This window comes from Ulvibacterium sp., assembly GCF_965248315.1.
In the GTDB taxonomy this organism is placed as follows: Bacteria; Bacteroidota; Bacteroidia; order Flavobacteriales; family Flavobacteriaceae; genus Ulvibacterium.
This window is the reverse complement of the sequence record NZ_CBDFIX010000002.1, coordinates 3,909,777-3,929,186: the sequence shown is the minus strand read 5'-3', so window position 1 is coordinate 3,929,186 and position 19,410 is coordinate 3,909,777. Positions and strand designations below refer to the sequence as shown.

Sequence of the window (19,410 nt, the reverse complement as noted above, 5' to 3'; positions counted from 1 at the left end):
TTATAAATCCATATCAAAAACCAAAGTATCCAGCTCAGTTGCTTTCCATGGGGTTACCTGCCCTTGGGTACGAAAACGGATATGACCTACAGCTCCAGCGGATAAAGGTTTTTGCGAGTGGCCCCAAGTGTTTCGAATATAGGTGGAAATAGAGGCTATATCCTCGTTTTGTAAGGTAGAGAACGAGGGCATGCTGGGCAAAATATCCGGGATGCCGTACTCCTTGCCATTTACGGTAACCGGGCCTTCCATACCATGTAACAATATCATGGCCAATCGGTAATTTGCCCCGGTAACCCATTCCGAGTTTTTAAGGGGAGGGGCAAAACGGGAAATGCCTTCCCCTTGCGTGCCATGACAATTGGCGCATAGGTTTAAATACTTTTGTCTTCCCAAGGCAAACTGTTGGGGGTCTACCTTATGCTCGGCTTTTTTTGCAGCGAGTTGTCTTTTAGGCTTTCCAGGCCAAGTCAATTTTTGAAGAAGTTCTTCGGGTAATGCTTCATTTTTTAAAAGAGCCGGCTTTCTTAAAAGTGCAATCTCTCCTTCATCGTTGGAACCTTTGGAATTAAGCAACCCATTTATCATTGCGTTTTTCATCCATTGTTTGTCCTTAGGCATTTTACCTTGGGTAAAGCCCAGCATATCTTGGACCTCTTCCTCAGCGCCTTTATTTGCAATGGCCGTGGCCAACATTTCAATAAATATTTCCCTAGCTTGATTGTAGGTCTTCCATCCCGAATCGGTTAGAAGCATCTTCAACAGTGCGGCTTCCCTATTTTCCAAACTGCTCATTACGACATCCCTAGCAACAGGCAATTGTCCAAAGCGTGATAGGAACTTCTGTGCAATACCGAACGCAATTTCCGAATCGATTTCACTACTCTCCAGTACCATTTGCATCTGTAACAAAGGCGAAGCTTGATTATAGGTTTCCTTTATAAATTTGGTAACTTCCTTTTTTACATCCACATGGTCGGAATCTTTATCGATGATTAATCGTAAAGCCGTCTGTGCCACCTTTGGGTCTTCTGACCGTAAAGCTGGTAATAACACTTCAGGTTGGGCCAAACCCAAACCTTCCAATGTCCATAAGGCATGCAATTGTGCCAAAGGATTTCCTTTTTGGATCACTTCTTCCAAGTCATAGGCAATAGGCTCTCCTTTTTCGATCAATAATCGCTGGGCCATGTCACGCGTCCATCCATTAGGGTGCCCTAAAAGATTGACCAAAGTTTTGGAATCGGCCAGGGAAAGGTCGATTGGTTTTTCCCTAACCTTCTTTTTTGAGGTTATTCTCCAGATACGACCCATATGGATGGGTTTGTCCAGTTTGCGTTCCAAGGTTACTTTTCGGAGATAGGGAGTCATATAGGGACCATGCTGAATGATTCCCTTGTACATGTCTACCACATATAGGGCTCCATCAGGGCCTGAAGCTAAGGAAATAGGCCGGAATCGCTCATCGGTCGATGCCAAAAATTCCCGATTCTTATAAACACCTTGAGCGCTTAGCATGAAGCCCTCTTCTGTAATTTTATTGCGTTTGATAAGGTTGGCTGTGGGTTCACAAACAAAGGCATTGCCTTTGTAATCCTTTGGTAGAATATTCCCTCTGTAGATAAGTGGGCCACAAGCTGATGCAAATTCCAATAAGCGTCCTTCCTGGTCCAGTGTACCTGGAACATATCCCCGATTTACAGCCGTGTTGCTGCGAATGGGAAATATCTTGCGCTCCAAAGTCAGACCGTGGTCAATTCCGCTTGATGGGGTATGGTTTTTATTCTTCTGCAAAGCATTTGGAGGAACAAGATCGGCATGCAACTGTGACCAGTTGTAGTTATAAAACAATCGGCCAGCATCGTCATGGACAATGCCCCATTGTCCGCGGAATTCAGTTTCATCCTTGACCCATTTTCCTCTAATGTTTCGATACCGGTATTTGGATTTAGCATTGTAGAGCCAGTTATCCATTCCTCGCCAAAGCCCGTTCGCGGAATGTTCCGGCATACCGCTACCTCCGTAGGTAGAATCGATCAAGGTTTTGGCATCCGCCCTAAAGTCTCCATCAGTATCCTGAACATGCCAAAGGGGAATGTTTTCGGCCACTAGCGCACCTCCTTGAATGACTGCTAGTGCCCTGGGTAGCACAAGGCTATCCAAAAAGATTTGGCTACGGTCCATTTGACCATCTTTATCATCATCGAACAATACGGAAATACGACCTACACGATTTTTTTCTCCTGTACCATCAATATCAGACATAAAGCCTAACATTTCCACAACCCAAAGTCTTCCACCTTCATCAAACGAAATGGCTACGGGATCTTGTACCAAAGGTTCGGCGGCGACCAATTGAATTTGTAGACTATCATCGGCCAAAACGAAAGAATCTAGAGCTCTTTCAGGAGATAGGGGTGGGGAGGGGTTTTTTTTACAGCCAGATAAACTTAATAGCAAACAAGCCAAGATAATAGTAAACCATACGATATTTTTAGAATAAATCCCCATACATTTTAGCGTACACCTATTCAATCATTTTCCATATTAATTTTGGCTATGGTTTAGAAAAGAAAACTAGCCAGAAAAACCATAAATGCAGCACTGGTTCCTACAACCAATGTCCCCAGGGTATACACCCGATATCCCGTTTTAACATCAATACCTGAAAATTGGGTGAGAATCCAAAATCCGCTATCATTGGCATGCGAAACTACCATGGCACCGGCACCGATGGCCGAAACTACCAAAGCCTTATCGATTTCCGTGGTAAAGCCCATTGTCGCCAACAAGGGAGCTACAATAGATGCTGTGGTTATCAAGGCAACCGTAGATGAACCTTGGGCACTTTTGATGGCCGCACATAATAAAAATGGGAGCCAAATACCGAGGTTGGCACCTGAAAGGGAATCTGCCAATGTATCGGCAATACCACTATTCTGCAATATTGTGCCAAAAATACCTCCGGCACCGGTAATCAAAATAATATTTGAGGCATCCGAAAGTGCCTTCCCGACCCAACCTGTTGTAGCCAACATTTCATTGTCCCACTTTTTCGGTAAAAGAAAAGCGAAAAGCATACCGATCATCAATGCTATGATCGGAGAGCCAATAAAAGAGATAAACTTCATGAGGCCCGATACTTCTTCCCCTTCTACCATATTAAACTCCAATATGGATTTTCCAACAATGAGTAAAATGGGAATCAATATGGGCAAGAAGGATTTAAAGGCGCTTGGCGCCTGTTTCATTCGTTCTTGGATGACCTCTTCCGTAATATCGGGATTGGGATCAATGTACTTTTTTGCCCCCATCTTTTTACAGTAGATTACGGCAATGATCAAGGATAACAGTCCAATTACAATTCCTATCAACATGACAAGCCCCACATCGGCACCTATGATTCCGGCCGCTGCTATTGGCCCAGGGGTAGGAGGAACAAGGACATGGGTAATCATTAGACCTAAAATTAAGGCCGTGGCCGTACCAACAATGGATAACCCGGCCCTCTTGGTCAAGCTTTTGTTCAATGGATTTAGGATAATGAACCCACTATCAGCAAATACCGGAATGGAGACAATAAAACCTACAATACCCATAGCTTCGTGAACCCGTTTTTTCCCAATAACACGTAGAACGACTTCGGCCAATTTATAGGCACCTCCCGAATGCTCCAAAAAAGCCCCTATAATGACCCCCAAAACGATAACAATACCAATTTTTCCCAATGTAATTCCAAAACCATCATTGACCAACTTAACTATGGTATCCAAGGTCATGCCGGAAAAAAGAGCAAAAAAGAGAGCAGCCGCCAGAAGGGATAGAAATGGATGTACCTTCCACTTTACGGTCAGCAAAATTATAATTAGAACACTTAGCAATAACAGAATAATATTGATCATGGTTGGTTGTTTTAGTGAGCGTCCCTACTTACTTGGTCCCCGGATTTTCCGACTAAAAAATCCATGTCGGCACCTAAGTGGGATTGTTGAACGGTTTTGGTATATAGACTGGTATAGCCCCGATTCATTGGCGGTTTAGGTGGGGTCCAGGCCGCTTTTCTTTTTTGGATCTCGGCCTCATCCACCTCCAAATGAAGTTTACGGTTGGGCACATCCAAAACAATGGAATCACCTGATTGCACAAGGGCCAAAAGACCGCCAATGGAAGATTCCGGAGATACATGCAGTACTACCGTACCAAAGGCAGTACCGCTCATCCGTCCATCCGAGATGCGTACCATATCCTTAACTCCTTTTTTTAGGAGTTTTTCCGGGATATCCATATTGCCTACCTCGGCCATTCCCGGATATCCAACAGGCCCTACACCTTTAAGGACCATAACACTGTTTTCATCAATATCCAAATCTGGATTGTCCACAGATGATAGGAAGTCCTCAATGGTCTCAAAGACCACGGCCTTGCCCCTATGGGTCATCAGTTCCGGAGTTGCCGCAGATGGTTTTATCACGGCCCCGTCCTCACACAGATTTCCATACAAAACCGCAATACCAGCCTCTTCCATAAAGGGTTTGTCCAATGTAGCAATGACCTCTGGGTTATAGCATTCCGCGGTAACGTTGTTTTCAATAAGGGATTTGCCATTTGCGGTAATTACATTTTTATGGAGTTGATCTTTCATTTCCTTTATGACTACGGGAAGGCCGCCGGCATCAAAGAAATCTTCCATAAGATATTTACCGGAAGGCATCAAATTAACCAATAAGGGAATTTTGCTTCCCAAGGTGTCAAACTCTTTCAAGTCAAGTTTTACCCCAATTCGCCCGGCTATGGCCAATAAGTGAATAATGAAATTGGTGGATCCCCCTATGGCCGCATTGATTTTTATGGCATTTTCAAAGGCTTCCTTGGTCAATATTTTGGATAGTTTTAGGTCTTCCTTGACCATTTCCACAATACGTCTTCCAGAAAGTTGGGCCATTACTTTTTTTCTAGAATCCACTGCCGGGATTGCCGCGGCGCCGGGAAGGGTAAGCCCAAGGGACTCTACCATACATGCCATGGTGGATGCGGTGCCCATGGTCATACAATGCCCCGCACTTCGTGCAGAACAGATTTCGGCCTCTATTTGGTCCTCTTTGGTAAAACCTTCATTTTTAATCTTATCCTTTAATTGCCACACAAAAGTGCCCGAACCAATACGTTCACCCTTATACTTACCGTTGAGCATAGGCCCACCTGGCACCACTATGGTTGGGAGGTCTACACTACAGGCACCCATAACGGTAGAAGGGGTGGTCTTGTCACATCCGGTCAATAGCACTACACCATCCAGTGGATTGGCCCGAATACTTTCTTCGGTATCCATACTGGCCAAATTCCGAAAAAGCATCGCTGTGGGGCGCATGAGTATTTCGCCCAAGCTGGTCACAGGGAATTCAAATGGCACGCCTCCGGCTTCCAGTACCCCCCTTTTTACGAATTCCGCAAATTCACGAAGATGTCCATTGCAGGGTGTGAGTTCTGACCAAGTATTGCAAATACCAATAACAGGACGTCCCTCAAAATAATCGTTCGGATATCCCTGATTGCGGAGCCAAGATCGATGTATAAAAGCCGATTTCTCATCATCCGGATTAAACCAATCCTCACTTCGCAATTTTTTGTCGTTTTTATTCCCCATGTTTCAATTTTAACCCTAATTTATGTTCAAGGTTCCCTTTTGGATGTTTTAAAAATTTCGGAATAAGGTATCATCTTTACTACAGTTAACAAAATGGAATGGGTATTTATTTGTCATCTTGATGTCCTTTTGATGCGTTTTTTAATATTATGATAATCTTTTGTTATTTTTAGCTATATGGATTTAAACCTTACCCAGGTAGGTTCTCGGAATTCTATAAGTTGACGATGGGCAACCCTAAGTTATATCTGAAGAGGAGATCTGGAAGGCTCGGACCTTTAACCATAAATGGATTGAAGGAGATTTTTGTTCAGCCCAATTGAGCACGGATATTGCCTTTCCCAAATAACCTGTAGGAACTTTTTTATTCTGGAACTTTATTGCCATTTTGTTGCTTTCGTTTACCTTTAGGCTTGGCGTCCATTAAATCTGTGGCAAGCTCTCCTTACAGGATGAGGCCCCAAGGGATTGAAAATGGTACTGGTGTAATACATGATGTAACATGAAGCGAAGAAAATTTGTTAAAAGCTCCCTGGCGGGTACCATGGCCATGAGCTTACCCGTACTACCCACCTTTTCGAAAGTGGTGGCGGAGACACGATTTGGTGTGGCCGACGCTTCCTATATGATGCGGCGTTATCGAAAAATGAAGAGTGAGGCATATCCTCCATTTACCAATGCCTTGGAAATGATAGAACATTGCAATTCCCTTGGATTCGGGGGGATGCAAGTTGGCGTTGGTGGCTGGGATTCCGATTTCTCCAAAAAAGTCAAAAAGCGAAAAGAAAAACTGGATATTTTTCTAGAGGCCCAGATTAGGCTGCCTAAAGATGAAAATGATATAAATCGTTTTGATCATGAGGTCAAAACCGCAAAGGAAACTGGTATTGATGTTTTCAGAACAGCCTGTTTATCGGGAAGGCGTTACGAGAGTTTTAATAGTATGCAAGCCTTCCAAACCTTTAAGAAGGCCGCCATCAATTCCATACAACTGGCAGAGCCCATAATGGACAAGTATAAAGTGAAACTTGCGGTGGAGAACCACAAAGACTGGCGTATCAAGGAAATGGCGGCTATTATGAAGATGATTGACAGCGAATGGGTAGGGGTCACCCTGGATACCGGGAACAATATATCGCTTTTGGAAGACCCCATGGAGGTGGTGGAAGCTCTTGCTCCCTATGCTTTTTCAGTTCATTTAAAGGACATGGCGGTTGAAGAATACGAGGATGGGTTTTTATTGTCCGAGGTTAATCTTGGAACCGGTAGTTTGGATATCGATGCAATGATAAAGACCATTAAAAAGCATCGACCCAATGTCCGCTTTAATTTGGAGATGATTACCCGGGATCCTCTTAAAATTCCGTGCCTGACCGAAAAATATTGGGCCACCTTTGACCAAGTATCCGCCCCGGAACTTGCGCTCTATCTGCGTAATATAAGGACAATGAAATCAAAGGGACAATTGCCCAGAATATCCAATAGGCCAACGGACGAACAATTAGCCTTGGAGGTGGAAAATAATCGTACTTGCCTGATATATGCCAAACAAAATTTAGGATTTAAATAAAACTGAAATACATGAGTAAAACACCTTTACCTGGAATAAAACAATTTGATCTCACTGGAAGATGTGCCTTGATTACGGGTGGCTCTAAAGGATTGGGCTATGCCATGGCCGCCGGTCTGGCATCTGCCGGGGCCAATATCTGTTTATTGAATCGTAATTTGGAGGAAGGAGAGACCGCTGCCGAACAATTGACCAAGGACTATGGTGTTAGCGCCAAGGCTTATGCTGCCAACGTAACCGATTTAGCGGCTGTAGAGGCGGTTGTAGCTTCAATTGCTGATGAATTTGGGCGGTTGGATATTTTGATCAACAGTGCGGGAATTAACATTCGCGGGGCTATAGATGAGCTTACTCCGGATGAGTTCGAACAGGTGATGAAAGTGAATGTTGATGGTACTTGGAATGCTTCCAGGGCGGTTACGCCACAAATGAAAAAACAAGGCAGCGGGCGTATCATTAATATGGCTAGTACCCTTGGTCTGGTTGGTTTGGCCAATCGTACGCCCTATGCCACCAGCAAGGGCGCCGTAGTACAAATGACTCGAGCCCTCGGTTTGGAACTGGCTCCGTTCAATATTACGGTAAACGCCATTTGTCCCGGACCCTTTTTAACGGAAATGAACATCCCTATTGCAGAAACTGCAGAGGCCAAAAACTTTATTGTTGGGGCCACAGCATTAGCACGTTGGGGGGAACTTCGGGAAATTCAAGGGGCCGCACTTTTCTTGGCAAGTGATGCGGGCAGCTATATGGTGGGATCTATGCTTACCGTAGATGGTGGGTGGACCGCCAAATAAGAGCACTGTATTTTTCTTTTTTAACTAAAAGGACTTTTTGCGTTAAGCGGTATCCATATCATTGCCGATTTCCCAATAAAGTTTTATCTTAACTGCCTATCCCAAAAAATTACACAAAATAAATTTAGATATAATGAAAAACTCAGGAAAGAATCAAAATTCTACCGATCAGGAAAAAAAATCACGTAGGGACTTCGTAAAGAAAAGCGCTCTATTTACTGGAGGTGCCATGTTGTTACCAAACCTTCAAATGAATGCTATGGTAAATGTCCTCAATGATAAGAAACTCAAAATTGCCTTGGTAGGTTGTGGTGGTAGAGGAACGGGTGCCGCAGTACAGGCTTTAAATGCCGATGATAATGTGGAATTAGTAGCCATGGCCGATGCTTTCGAGGATCGTTTGCAGAGTAGCTTCATGAACATTGCAACGGCATTAGGGGAAAACAAAAAGAAATTGAATGTAAAGGAAAAAAACAAGTTTGTGGGATTTGATGGTGCCAAAAAAGCAATGGATTTGGCCGATGTAGTAATTTTGGCAACACCTCCCGGTTTCCGTCCAGAACACTTTGAATATGCGGTAAATAGCGGCAAACACGTCTTTATGGAAAAACCGGTTGCAACTGACGTTCCCGGAGTTCGCAAGGTCTTGGCCGCCGCTAAAAAAGCCAAAGAGAGCAAATTAAACGTGGTGGTCGGGTTACAGCGTCATTACCAAGACAACTATTTGGCAGCAATAGATCATTTAAAAAAGGATGCCATTGGTAAAATTGTGTCCGGTCAGGTATATTGGAATAGTGGTGGAGTCTGGGTGAGGGAAAGAAAACCGGAACAAACGGAATTGGAGTATCAGATGCGAAATTGGTACTATTTCAACTGGTTATGTGGCGATCATATTTTAGAACAACACATCCATAATATTGATGTAGCCAACTGGTTTATAGGGGAATATCCGATTTCTGCCCAAGGAATGGGCGGAAGACAAGTTCGTACCGGGAAAGATCATGGAGAAATCTATGACCATCATTTTGTGGAATTTACCTATCCCAGCGGAGCTGTTATAGCAAGCCAGTGTCGTCACCAACCAGAGACCATGAGCCGGGTTTCCGAATTTTTCCAAGGTACCAAAGGAACCGTTTCCACAGAAGGGGATAACACGGCCATCAAAGGATGGGATGGAAGTACTATTTTTGAACACAGGGGCAAAGATGATCCAAACCCGTATGAAGTAGAGCATGTAAAACTCTTTGAGTCCATTCGAAATGGAGGGGTGATTTCCGATGCGGAGAACGGAGCTAAAAGTACCATGACCGCCATTATGGGAAGAATGGCCACGTATTCTGGAAAAGTAGTAAAATGGGATGAGGCCATGGCTTCCAATCTGGTCTTGGTTCCTGAGAACCTGTCCTGGGATTCTCCGGCACCGGTCAAACCTAATGCAGATGGATGGTATGAAATTCCAACTCCTGGAAAAACTGTGGTAATTTAATTATATGAAACGAAAAAGTGTATTGAAAACAAACATTTTCGTGTCCCTGCTTTTGGCAGGGACACTCTTTTTGGCCTGTAAGGAAAAGTCGATTGATAGGGGAGAAGTTTCTAAAACCCAGCAACCCAACATCATCTATATTCTAGCGGATGACCTGGGCTATGCGGAAGTAGGTGCCTATGGCCAAGAGAAAATAGAAACTCCAAATATCGACGCCTTGGCCAAAGAAGGTATGTTGTTTACGCAACATTACACCAGTGCGCCTGTATGCGCCCCGGCGCGTTATATGCTAATGACCGGAAAACATGCCGGGCATGCTTATATTCGGAGCAATTCGGAATGGAGAGAAAGGGGTGACGTTTGGAACTACGTAGCCATGGCAAAGGACTCTACTTTGGAAGGTCAGGGACCTATGCCTACAAATACGATCACTTTGGCTCATCGCTTAAAACAAGCCGGTTATACCACGGGCATGGTTGGCAAATGGGGACTCGGTGCCCCCCATACATCGTCCATTCCCAATACAATGGGATTCGATTTTTTCTATGGCTATAATTGTCAACGTCAGGCGCATACCTATTACCCCCTGCATTTATACAAGAATACAAATCGGGTACATCTGGCCAATGATACTATTGCCCCAAATACTCCTTTTCCTGAAGGAGCCGATCCAAGTGACATTACTAGTTATGCAGATTTTACCCTAACTGATTATGCACCCGATTTAATGTTCAAAGAACTTACCCAGTTTGTAGAGGGCCATAAGGAAACACCTTTCTTTTTGTATTGGGCAACGCCTATTCCACATGTTGCCCTCCAAGCTCCACAACGCTGGGTAGATTATTATATTGAAAAATTCGGAGAAGAGGAACCCTACCTTTCGGGCGGGGCAAATCGTTATTTTTCACATAAAAATCCTCATGCGGCCTACGCGGCAATGGTTTCTTACTTGGATGAGAATATCGGAAAACTGGTACAACAATTGAAAGATGAAGGCATTTACGAAAATACACTTATTGTATTCACTTCGGACAATGGCCCTAGCTATGCAGGAGGTGCCGATCCTGAACATTTTGATAGTGCCAAACCCTTTGATGGCACCTATGGAAGAGGAAAGGGATTTTTGTATGAAGGCGGAATAAGAGTACCCATGATTGCTGTCTGGCCTGGAAAAATAAAGGCTGGCAGTAGAAGTGATCACATTTCGGCACATTATGATATGGTAGCTACCCTGGCCCAGGTAGCAGGTTATGAAAAACCTCAAGATACGGATGGAATAAGCATGTTGCCCACTTTAATGAGCGAAGATGAACAAGAACCACATGAATTCCTATATTGGGAGTTTCCCAGTTATGGAGGACAAATCGCAGTAAGGATGGGCGATTGGAAGGTAGTACGCCGTAACTTGCTCAATAACGATGCCCCCACCTTGGAGCTTTATGATTTAAAGGAGGATCCCACGGAAACGAAAAATGTGGCTGATGCACATCCAGAGGTATTAAAGAAGGCTGCGGAAATCTTTGCACGAGAAAGGGAATCCCCAGAATTGGAACATTTTAAGATACCTCTTGTTAAGAATGGATTGCTGACAGAAAAATAGCTTTACCTTTGTTGCTCCTTAATTTTTATCTACGATGAAATTGATTCCAAAACTACTTTTTTTACTGCCATTTATTTTTTTTATAGCCCAATGTAAAGAAAGGAAGAAAGAGGTTCTTGAAGCTAAGTCATCCGCCGAAACAACCGAAAAATCTGAGGTTTTTGCAGATACCTCGGATATTCTTGTTAAAAAACCTGAGGATATTAAAACGCCTGAGGGAATGGTCTGGATTCCCGGAGGTATTTTTAGCAAAGGAGCCGTTCCACAGGATAAAACGGCCATGGGACACGAAAAACCGGCGCATAAGGTAGCAGTAGATGGATTCTTTATGGATATTACCGAAGTTACCAATAGGGAGTTTAAAGAATTTGTTGAAGAGACCGGGTATGTTACCGTAGCCGAGCGGGAAATTGATTGGGAAGAAATGAAAAAACAATTGCCCGAGGGTACGCCCAAACCCCATGATAGCATAATGCAACCTGGATCTCTAACTTTCAAAAAAGCCAAAAGTTCAGTGCCCAATCTATACGATTTTTCCCAATGGTGGCAATGGACCATAGGGGCCAATTGGAAGCACCCCAACGGGCCAGGAAGTTCCATTAAGGGCATGGATAACTATCCGGTTGTACAAGTTGCCTATGAGGATGCCGTAGCCTATTGTGAGTGGGCCGGAAGGCGTTTGCCCACCGAAGCCGAATGGGAAAGGGCTGCTAGGGGCAATAAGGAAAGTACTATTTATTTTTGGGGTGACGATCTTTCTGTACTTTCTCAAATGGCGAATACCTGGGAGGGAGAATTTCCCGTGAACAATACGTTAATAGATGGTTTCGAGCTACGTGCACTTGTTAAATCCTATCCGCCCAATGATTTCAATCTCTATGATATTGCGGGCAATGTTTGGGAATGGACGAGCGATTGGTACAACACCAACTATTATGATGAGGTCGGTTCCAAGGGGACAATTCTAAGGAATCCCAAGGGAGCGGATACCCCTTACAACGAAAGAGATCCCTATGCCAGGGAAAAAGTGATGAAAGGAGGTTCGTTCTTGTGCAGCGAATCGTATTGTGCCAGCTATCGTATATCCTCTCGAATGGCGACCAGTTTAGATTCTTCTTTGGAGCATCTGGGTTTTAGAACGGTTGCTACGGCAGATATGTTACGGGGAAAAGAAAACTGATCAAGAGAAGAATTATGGAATTTACTACGGATTTCACTCCCGAATTGACTGTGAATTCGCCAGGACGAATTAATCTTATCGGAGAACATACGGATTACAATCTGGGTTATGTACTCCCGACCGCAATAGAAAACCAAATAACATTTAAGTTGCGAAAGAACGATTCGGTCAACCGATGTAATTTGTATAGCCTTACCTACAACACCGGTTTTACGTTGAATCTGAACGAAATTTCAAGAAGCGAGGTGGAGTGGGAGAATTATATCTTAGGTGTTCTTAATGAGATTTCAAAGCTTACAGATGGGGTCAAAGGGTTTGATTGCACGGTGGAGAGCAACCTTCCAACAGGATCTGGTCTAAGCTCTTCGGCTGCTTTGGAATGTGGGCTGGCCTTTGGATTAAATGAATTGTTCAATTTGGGGCTTTCCAAAATGGATATGGTAAAATTATCCCAAATCGCAGAACATACCTATGTAGGTACCCAATGCGGAATTATGGATCAATTCGCATCGGTTATGAGCAAGGAAGGACATGTGATCCTTTTGGATTGCAAATCTTTGGAATACGACTATGTCCCCATTGATATCCGTCCGTACAAAATTATACTTCTCAACACCAAAGTTTCCCACAATTTGGCTTCTAGCGAGTACAACACACGAAAGCAGGAATGTCAGAAAGGGGTGGATATCATTAAGCAAAAGTATCCCGAGGTAAACTCGCTGCGCGATGTTACTTTGGATATGTTGATGTCTTTTAAGGCTGAAATGAGCCAAACCGTTTTTAATCGATGTTCCTTTATAATAGATGAAAATAAACGTGTTTTCGCCATGACGGAAGCACTCAAGTCCGGTAGGTTAAAAGAGGCTGGTGATTTACTTTATGAGGCGCATGAGGGAATAAGTAAATTGTACGAGGTGAGTTGTCCGGAATCCGATTTTTTGGTCGACTTCTCCAAAGACTATGATGCTGTTCTCGGAGCTCGACAAACCGGTGGAGGATTTGGAGGCTGTACCCTTAATTTAGTTCATGAAGCGGGTGTCGATGAATTAATAACCACCGCCACCAAAGCGTACAAAAATACTTTTGCCATTGATTTGGAAGCTTTTGAGGTCAGGCCTAGCGGAGGAACTTCCCTTGTGGTTTGATTCATAGTTTTAAATGGATGACGTATATACTTTCAGGCCATGAAATATTGGAGCTTTACGGTTTTGGGTATTATTCGGAATTCGGCTCCCCAACCTTTCAATACGACCCCTCTTCTTAAATCGGGACGATGTATTGCTGGCAAATTCCTATGAACTTGGTATTGAATTGCCACACCATCTCCTAAAAACCAATCTATTTTTACCTTATAGTTACACATACAATCTTGGTAGGGTTTTTCAAATATGCCTATGCATTTATTTTTTGAAATTAACCGAAGTTCATTGTTCTCTCCTGTTTTTCATCCAACATTTCTTGATTCCATTTAAGGCGAAATCCAAAGGTAAATGCAAATGACTAGTATGAATACGATTGAAATCGGTCTCAAACCAACTGAGGTCAATAAATAATTTGCTTGAATGATCTTAATCATTGTAATGAATTCTTACCTGCATTTACTTTGCATAAAAACGGAATGATGTGGGTGATTGTTCTATTTTCACTTCTTTTATTATTGATAATCAGTTTGTTATTTGTTCCTATTGAATTGTATATCAATACTATCACCAAGGAGTATTATCTCCAATTGAGAGGTTTGATAAAAGCTAACTTAGAAGGACATGAAAGAGAACTTATACAGATACGGCTAAATTTCATTTTCGGAAATTTTTGTTTCTATCCTCTTAGGAGGATAGGCTTTTCCCAAAAAGGAAAGACAAAAAATAATGTAAGAAAGAAGAAAAGGAAAAGAATTGGGATTGGAAAAGTGATGCGTCTCCTGAAAACTTTTACAATAAAGAGGCTCGTCATAGATATGGATACCGGAGATAGTCTTTTGAATGCAAAATGGTATCCGGTATTTGCTTTCTTGAATCATAATATGGGACAGTTTTCCATCAATTTCCAGGGTAGAAACCATGTGGTCCTTTACATTCAAAACAGGCCATTGAATATTATTAAATCATTTGTTAACCTTTAAAAAATACAACTATGGAGTTACATTTTGAAGAATTATTAGGAAAGATTACGGACTTTATAAAGTCCGAAGCAAAGACAGAAACCGTTGTCGGTGAACAATTTGAATTAGGGGCATTTAAATGTGTACCGGTCATAAAAGTAGGCATGGGGTTTGGTTCCGGTGGTGGTGAAAGCACCGAACCCAAAACAGGAAAGGGACAAGGCGCGGGTGCCGGTGCTGGCGTAGGAATTGAACCTATTGGTTTTTTGGTAAGTAAGGGAGAGGAGATTTCCTTTCTTGCTGCTGGGAAGACCCAAGGACTTGCCGCCGCTTTTGAGAAAGTACCGGACTTGATTGAAAAGATTGCCCAAAACCGAAATAAGGAAACTGCCGAAGTTTAGAATAGTTCGAATCTTAGCGATGGAACCGGGCCAAGACATTTTTTAAATTGGCTTGCCCGGTTCTTTTTTGCTCTAAGCATTAAGCCAATTGCCTCCTACATTTTTTAATGAGCTTTAATGCCCAATCGTAGTGGCTGGAAGTGGCTGAAATAAAATAAGCGCCCAAAGAAGTGGAGCCCGTCCAGGGGTAATGCTTTTTTTCAAAGAGTTCTTCTTCCGTATGCTGGGCAATAATTTCTTGGAGGTTCTCGAAGGATTCCTCAAAGGCATCCTTTACTACCTTTAGGTCAACATTGCTATAGGTATTCTGTATTTTCCGGTTGAGTTCCGGCACGGTTTTCCAAGTATACCCCTTACTGGGCATATCCGGCTTAAAACCGGACATACCTACTTTGTACCATTCCAGCATCATCAGGTGCCAATGATGAAGATGCGCCAGTACATCCCTAATATTTCGGTTTAGGTACCCCGGGGGGAATTCGTTTTCCAGTTCCTCCCTCGGTAGCTCTCTAATAAAATTCATTAGGTTCCTGTAATTGGCCCTACCTAATTCTACGAGTTCCTTTTTAGTTTTGGGTCTTGGCATGATGTTTTATTTTGGGACAGAATCGATTAATAATGTCCGAAAAGCGATTTATCCGTCCATTGGGAAACATAAAAATAGACTCCAAAATAGTAGGGATAAATGACTTTTGTCATTATTCTATTTTATGAACAGATTATTTCCATTCTGGATATAAAAAATTACGGTAGGATGGAAAATATGGATGTTGTCCGGGTCAACACAGTAGTATTCGGAAGAGAAAAAGTGAAGCCATAAGAATACGTAGAGGATTTTTTAATTGTTTTTCGGATAACCTGATCAAAGTCATTTCAATTGTATTTGCTTCAAATTATTTTTGGGCATTAGACTAGAATATTTACAGATAATCAAAAGAATAAGCAGGAATCGGGAGTGTTCCAAGGTTTTGTAAGTAGCATATACGTTTCAGCGATGGAAGTATGTACGGTATTACAACCTGCGTCCATGAACACTTACGATACTGTAATAAAGACCGGGATGCTTGCCGTACCCCGGTCTTTTGACGAATGTATCTATTGGCCCGGGAATAGATTCTATTGTTAAAGCGCAAATGCAATGAAGGTGTATTATAAGAATACCATGGAAGTTCATTGCTCTTTTTATATATCCACATATGGTCTGGTTGCTACGGTTCATTTAGACCGGATTTGAAATACTGATTTTTATCATGATTTAAACCGGGCCATAGCTCTAGCTTTAGGGTAACTATAAATTTGATTTGTAATGACTATTGATGTTCAATTTATCCAAATGCCTACTAGTGAGGCCATGGAAGCACTGGTTTCCAAAAAGTTAAATACACTTGCCCGAAAATATGACTGGATCATTAGGGCCCAAGTCCAGTTTAAACAAGAGAAAAACCCTACTGGAAAAGGAAAGATTTGTGAAATGGAGCTGAGCGTCCCTGGCCCAAGGATTTTTGCTAAATCCAATGAAGATGACTTTGAAAAGGCAGCTGCTTCCACCATTAAGGAATTGGAAAAGCAATTGAGCAAGAGAAAATCCACTTTTCAGAAACATTAGCAATTTGGCACCGTATTTTTAATACTCAAAATAGATGAATAGGATTCTGGTACCTATAGATTTTTCGGAATGTTCCTCCTATGCATTGGAGGTGGCCGCCACTTTGGCCAAGGACTCGGGAGCGAGTATCCTTTTGTTACATATGCTAGGATTATCGGAAGCTATCCTTACCAAGAATGAGGCCCAGGAGTTTATGGAAGCCAAGTATTATATGATGCTTGCCAAAAAAAGGTTTACCGAGTTTTTGGACAAGGACTATCTCAAGGGTCTCAAGGTGACCGAGATGGTGCAGAACTATAAGATTTTTGAGGAGTTGAACAAGGTTGCCCTTGAGCAAAGCGCCGATTTAATTGTAATGGGTTCACATGGGACAGGTGGTCTGGGAAAGTTTTTTATAGGTTCCAATACGGAAAAGGTAGTACGGACTTCCAATGTGCCCGTTCTTGTTATAAAAGAGCGCATTCCAGATTTTAAAGTAAACAAGGTAGTTTTTGCCTGCGATTTTAAGATAGAGGGAGTGCCCGCTTATCACAGGGCCCTACAAATGTTCGGGCCATGGAATACACAAGTCTATTTGGTATATATCAACTTGCCCCATGTCCATTTTAAGAGTACGGCGGAAATAGACCAAGAAAAGGATTCGTTTTTACGTGTGGCACATCACGGGGATGTTCCGAACCATATACATGTAAAACATAGGAACGACTACAGTACGGAAGAAGGCCTTTACAATTACGCAGAGGAATGTGGTGCGGACTTGATTGCTATTCCCACCCACGGTCGTAGGGGGCTGTCGCATTTTTTTCAGGGGAGTATTGGAGAGGATTTGGCCAATCGTGCCAGTTTACCGGTAGTAACCTTTAAAATCTAAAATGTACTTTAAGGTTTATTCCTGTTTCAGCAACATTTTCAATTTAGAAAGGAGAACAAGCTCGGACTTATTGGCGCCTGCAAAGGAAATAGCAATGGCCCTGGCGGTTTTATAGATTTGTTCACGAATTTTTTTTGTAAACAAGGAACGATGTTCCTTGAAGAAATATTTGAATTCCTTGAAGTAGGTATCACCATCTGATTCTTCGTTTTGTAACCAATCAAATACGATTTCAATTTGATATGCGGCGTCGCTTCCAAATTCATCCTCAGCATCGTCTACATCCAGCCATTGTTCGCGTACGGCTTCCTGTAGCGCGCTAACCTCCCTGGGCCTTACATTTTTATCTGCCATGGCGACAGCATAGAAAAGTTTACCCAAGTTTTGATACATTTTGTTCTGAATATTTTCTTGATATGACATAGAATCCAATTTTAGAAATAAATGTAATGGTCGTAACTATTTTGTTTAGAATTCGCTGAAATTAAAGAAAAATGTTTGCAATTTTCCAATTTCAGTTTTTGTACCCAAGCCTTAGTTTTCAAGGAGGCCATTTCATACTTTTGAATATATGAGGTTTAAATTATTTGATAAACAATTCTTTTGAAATGATAAATATCAGCCAGATTCATTTTTTATTTGTTTTGATTTGCGGTAAATATATACTGTGATGGAGAAAGGGAAAAGTAAGGCGGTTTGGGGCATAGATATTGGAGGTACCTACACCAAGGTAGGCTTGATTACCGAAGAAGGCGATATTTTGGCTTCCAAAGAGTTTAGAACGGGTGCCAAGGAGCCTTTTTCTGTTTTTATGGAAAACTTGGAACAGGAAATAGAAAGCCTAAAATCTCAAGTTGAGGAATTACCTGAAATCATGGCCATAGGGGTAGGGGCACCCAATGCCAATTCCCTTACCGGAAATATAGAATACCCACCCAACCTCAAATGGGGGGATAAAATCCCCTTGGCAAAGTCTATAGAAGAGGTTTTTGAATTGCCGGTTACCATCGCCAATGACGCCAATGCTGCGGCCTTGGGCCATTTACAATTTGGCCCGGCCAAGGGAATGAAGAATTTTGTGGCGCTTACCTTGGGGACGGGGTTAGGAAGCGGTATTATCGTAAACGGCAAACTTTTGTTGGGATCACATGCCATGGCAGCGGAACTAGGCCATGTAAATGTAGATCCCAATGGTAGACATTGCAATTGCGGTTTACAGGGCTGCCTGGAGACCTACGCCTCGGTAACCGGGATAAAGCGAACTGTTTTTGAACTTCTGGCCGATATGACCGAGGATTCGCCATTACGAGGGGTCAGTTTTGACGAAATGACCGGTATAATGATCGCGGATGCCGCCCTGGAAGGGGATCCTGTGGCCTTAGAGGCTTTTGAACGGACTGGCTTTACCCTTGGCAATAAGATGGCGGACATAGCCGCTCATCTGGATCCCGAGGCGATAATCCTATCCGGGGGACTTAGCAAAGCAGGGGATATTCTATTAAATCCTACCATTGCCAGCATGGAACATAACCTTTTTAACGCCTACCGAAACAAAATAAAGGTGTTGATCTACAATGCACCCAGTACACATTCCGTTTTAGGACCAGCAGCACTGGCGTTGTTATAGTAATAGCAAAAGATTAGCGTTGTAACAAATGCTCTAAATGTTCACTATCCAGAACATGTTCCGTTAATGTAAACACTTTTTTTCTGTTTTCCCGTACACCTTTTATAAATTGGGAAATATGATCTTCCAATTCTTCGTGTTCGGTGCGGAACTCATGGGCGTCATTCTTGAATGGCTCATCCATGATGTTGGCCAAATGGGAAAGATGTTCCTTGATCTTGCTTAAAAGGTCATTGCAGGTTTTTGAATCACTCAGGATACCTTGTCCTAGATTCCTTACGGCATCGAGATTTTCCTCTTTGGTTATCCAGATGAAGTACCGCTGCAATAGTTTATGTAAAAATTTTAAATCGTCCCTATAAAAAAGTAGATCGGATTTCCAGTGCTCCGTTAACACATAGAGTTCCTGCCAGTTGGTGTTTTGTATATAATCACCTTTTGGTCTGCTTCGAAAATTTCCCATGATCTTGTTTTTTGAATTATTTAAAAGTAGGGAAGATGGTATAGGATTAATATGACTTTTGTCA

General features: G+C 42.6%; 17 protein-coding genes. 11 read left to right on the top strand and 6 right to left on the bottom strand.

The annotated features are described in order from the left end of the window. The 3 genes from ACP2AF_RS18575 to ACP2AF_RS18565 are packed head-to-tail and all read right to left on the bottom strand — an operon-like array spanning position 1 to position 5,644. A complete protein-coding gene (locus tag ACP2AF_RS18575) occupies positions 1-2,511 on the bottom strand; it encodes a DUF7133 domain-containing protein (protein WP_425237641.1) in 2,511 nt (836 codons plus the stop codon). Between the two features lie 53 nt (positions 2,512-2,564). Continuing rightward, positions 2,565-3,902: a GntP family permease gene (locus tag ACP2AF_RS18570; RefSeq protein ID WP_425237640.1), complete on the bottom strand. Its 1,338-nt coding sequence runs from the start codon at positions 3,900-3,902 to the stop codon at positions 2,565-2,567. Between the two features lie 11 nt (positions 3,903-3,913). Beyond that, positions 3,914-5,644: an IlvD/Edd family dehydratase gene (locus ACP2AF_RS18565; RefSeq protein ID WP_425237639.1), complete on the bottom strand. Its 1,731-nt coding sequence runs from the start codon at positions 5,642-5,644 to the stop codon at positions 3,914-3,916. Between the two features lie 502 nt (positions 5,645-6,146). On the opposite strand from ACP2AF_RS18565, the gene ACP2AF_RS18560 reads away from it, so the two are divergent. The 8 genes from ACP2AF_RS18560 (at position 6,147) to ACP2AF_RS18525 (ending at position 14,779) form a co-directional block, all read left to right on the top strand. Continuing rightward, entirely contained in the window at positions 6,147-7,214 is a 1,068-nt protein-coding gene (locus tag ACP2AF_RS18560) for a sugar phosphate isomerase/epimerase family protein (protein WP_425237638.1), read from the top strand. An 11-nt stretch (positions 7,215-7,225) separates the two neighbouring features. After that, positions 7,226-8,011, top strand: coding sequence for an SDR family NAD(P)-dependent oxidoreductase (locus ACP2AF_RS18555; RefSeq protein WP_425237637.1), 786 nt, complete (start codon positions 7,226-7,228; stop codon positions 8,009-8,011). Between the two features lie 133 nt (positions 8,012-8,144). After that, the gene (locus tag ACP2AF_RS18550; protein WP_425237636.1) at positions 8,145-9,497 is read left to right on the top strand and encodes a Gfo/Idh/MocA family protein; all 1,353 of its coding nucleotides are present in this window, start codon (positions 8,145-8,147) and stop codon (positions 9,495-9,497) included. 4 nt (positions 9,498-9,501) lie between these two features. Further along, on the top strand, positions 9,502-11,097 hold the full coding sequence (locus ACP2AF_RS18545; protein ID WP_425237635.1) for an arylsulfatase: 1,596 nt from the start codon (positions 9,502-9,504) through the stop codon (positions 11,095-11,097). Positions 11,098-11,131: 34 nt separating this feature from the next. Continuing rightward, positions 11,132-12,277, top strand: a complete 1,146-nt coding sequence (locus ACP2AF_RS18540) for a formylglycine-generating enzyme family protein (protein ID WP_425237634.1) — start codon at positions 11,132-11,134, stop codon at positions 12,275-12,277. A 14-nt stretch (positions 12,278-12,291) separates the two neighbouring features. Then, positions 12,292-13,422 (top strand): galactokinase, encoded by a 1,131-nt coding sequence (galK, locus tag ACP2AF_RS18535; RefSeq protein WP_425237633.1) that lies wholly within the window; start codon positions 12,292-12,294, stop codon positions 13,420-13,422. A gap of 413 nt (positions 13,423-13,835) precedes the next feature. Further along, positions 13,836-14,399 (top strand): hypothetical protein, encoded by a 564-nt coding sequence (locus tag ACP2AF_RS18530; RefSeq protein WP_425237632.1) that lies wholly within the window; start codon positions 13,836-13,838, stop codon positions 14,397-14,399. 11 nt (positions 14,400-14,410) lie between these two features. Further along, positions 14,411-14,779: a GerW family sporulation protein gene (locus ACP2AF_RS18525; RefSeq protein WP_425237631.1), complete on the top strand. Its 369-nt coding sequence runs from the start codon at positions 14,411-14,413 to the stop codon at positions 14,777-14,779. 79 nt (positions 14,780-14,858) lie between these two features. Here the strand turns inward: ACP2AF_RS18525 and ACP2AF_RS18520 are convergent, their stop codons facing one another. Next, positions 14,859-15,365 (bottom strand): ClbS/DfsB family four-helix bundle protein, encoded by a 507-nt coding sequence (locus ACP2AF_RS18520; RefSeq protein WP_425237630.1) that lies wholly within the window; start codon positions 15,363-15,365, stop codon positions 14,859-14,861. Between the two features lie 720 nt (positions 15,366-16,085). Between ACP2AF_RS18520 and hpf the strand changes: the two genes are divergently transcribed. Together hpf and ACP2AF_RS18510 are read left to right on the top strand one after the other, a co-directional pair. Next, on the top strand, positions 16,086-16,385 hold the full coding sequence (gene hpf / locus ACP2AF_RS18515) for a ribosome hibernation-promoting factor, HPF/YfiA family (RefSeq protein WP_425237629.1): 300 nt from the start codon (positions 16,086-16,088) through the stop codon (positions 16,383-16,385). Positions 16,386-16,419: 34 nt separating this feature from the next. After that, positions 16,420-17,256: a universal stress protein gene (locus ACP2AF_RS18510; protein ID WP_425237628.1), complete on the top strand. Its 837-nt coding sequence runs from the start codon at positions 16,420-16,422 to the stop codon at positions 17,254-17,256. Positions 17,257-17,271: 15 nt separating this feature from the next. Here ACP2AF_RS18510 and ACP2AF_RS18505 read toward each other — a convergent pair whose 3' ends face one another. Next, positions 17,272-17,679, bottom strand: coding sequence for a hypothetical protein (locus ACP2AF_RS18505; RefSeq protein ID WP_425237627.1), 408 nt, complete (start codon positions 17,677-17,679; stop codon positions 17,272-17,274). A 247-nt stretch (positions 17,680-17,926) separates the two neighbouring features. On the opposite strand from ACP2AF_RS18505, the gene ACP2AF_RS18500 reads away from it, so the two are divergent. Beyond that, positions 17,927-18,883: an ROK family protein gene (locus tag ACP2AF_RS18500; protein WP_425237626.1), complete on the top strand. Its 957-nt coding sequence runs from the start codon at positions 17,927-17,929 to the stop codon at positions 18,881-18,883. Between the two features lie 13 nt (positions 18,884-18,896). On the opposite strand, the gene ACP2AF_RS18495 is transcribed toward ACP2AF_RS18500, so the two are convergent. Continuing rightward, a complete protein-coding gene (locus ACP2AF_RS18495) occupies positions 18,897-19,346 on the bottom strand; it encodes a hypothetical protein (protein WP_425237625.1) in 450 nt (149 codons plus the stop codon). Between the last annotated feature and the right edge of the window lie 64 nt (positions 19,347-19,410).

Bases quoted from the DNA above. Each gene is read 5' to 3' on its own strand.
- ACP2AF_RS18575 (WP_425237641.1), bottom strand. From the start codon at position 2,511: ATGGGGATTTATTCTAAAAATATCGTATGGTTTACTATTATCTTGGCT.
- ACP2AF_RS18570 (WP_425237640.1), bottom strand. From the start codon at position 3,902: ATGATCAATATTATTCTGTTATTGCTAAGTGTTCTAATTATAATTTTG.
- ACP2AF_RS18565 (WP_425237639.1), bottom strand. From the start codon at position 5,644: ATGGGGAATAAAAACGACAAAAAATTGCGAAGTGAGGATTGGTTTAAT.
- ACP2AF_RS18560 (WP_425237638.1), top strand. From the start codon at position 6,147: ATGAAGCGAAGAAAATTTGTTAAAAGCTCCCTGGCGGGTACCATGGCC.
- ACP2AF_RS18555 (WP_425237637.1), top strand. From the start codon at position 7,226: ATGAGTAAAACACCTTTACCTGGAATAAAACAATTTGATCTCACTGGA.
- ACP2AF_RS18550 (WP_425237636.1), top strand. From the start codon at position 8,145: ATGAAAAACTCAGGAAAGAATCAAAATTCTACCGATCAGGAAAAAAAA.
- ACP2AF_RS18545 (WP_425237635.1), top strand. From the start codon at position 9,502: ATGAAACGAAAAAGTGTATTGAAAACAAACATTTTCGTGTCCCTGCTT.
- ACP2AF_RS18540 (WP_425237634.1), top strand. From the start codon at position 11,132: ATGAAATTGATTCCAAAACTACTTTTTTTACTGCCATTTATTTTTTTT.
- galK (WP_425237633.1), top strand. From the start codon at position 12,292: ATGGAATTTACTACGGATTTCACTCCCGAATTGACTGTGAATTCGCCA.
- ACP2AF_RS18525 (WP_425237631.1), top strand. From the start codon at position 14,411: ATGGAGTTACATTTTGAAGAATTATTAGGAAAGATTACGGACTTTATA.
- ACP2AF_RS18520 (WP_425237630.1), bottom strand. From the start codon at position 15,365: ATGCCAAGACCCAAAACTAAAAAGGAACTCGTAGAATTAGGTAGGGCC.
- hpf (WP_425237629.1), top strand. From the start codon at position 16,086: ATGACTATTGATGTTCAATTTATCCAAATGCCTACTAGTGAGGCCATG.
- ACP2AF_RS18510 (WP_425237628.1), top strand. From the start codon at position 16,420: ATGAATAGGATTCTGGTACCTATAGATTTTTCGGAATGTTCCTCCTAT.
- ACP2AF_RS18505 (WP_425237627.1), bottom strand. From the start codon at position 17,679: ATGTCATATCAAGAAAATATTCAGAACAAAATGTATCAAAACTTGGGT.
- ACP2AF_RS18500 (WP_425237626.1), top strand. From the start codon at position 17,927: ATGGAGAAAGGGAAAAGTAAGGCGGTTTGGGGCATAGATATTGGAGGT.
- ACP2AF_RS18495 (WP_425237625.1), bottom strand. From the start codon at position 19,346: ATGGGAAATTTTCGAAGCAGACCAAAAGGTGATTATATACAAAACACC.